At 61.8% G+C, this 204-nt stretch carries 1 protein-coding gene; it reads left to right on the forward strand.

Annotated features, from left to right (window positions below; genetic code table 11):
- The coding region (locus H928_RS32165) for a hypothetical protein (RefSeq protein WP_158400486.1) at positions 1–204 on the forward strand (204 nt) is incomplete at both ends.

The raw sequence follows: 204 nt of genomic DNA on the forward strand, positions 1-204 counted from the left end.
GGCCCGCAGCTGGCAATCAACAACACAACGGCAAAAGCCGGGAGCGCAGATGACAACAGCAACAATCCAACGTGAGCGCCTGACGCAACTGGCGCGCAGCCGCAAGCCAGGCGCATTGGTGGCCAAGGCAGCGCGGCCAATCAAGAAGCTGGCCAGCATGCGCCTATTTGATAAAGAAATGCAGGAGGCCGACGCGCTGGCGGG

This window comes from Comamonas sp. B-9 (assembly GCF_000410635.1).
Taxonomy (GTDB): domain Bacteria; phylum Pseudomonadota; class Gammaproteobacteria; order Burkholderiales; family Burkholderiaceae_C; genus Comamonas.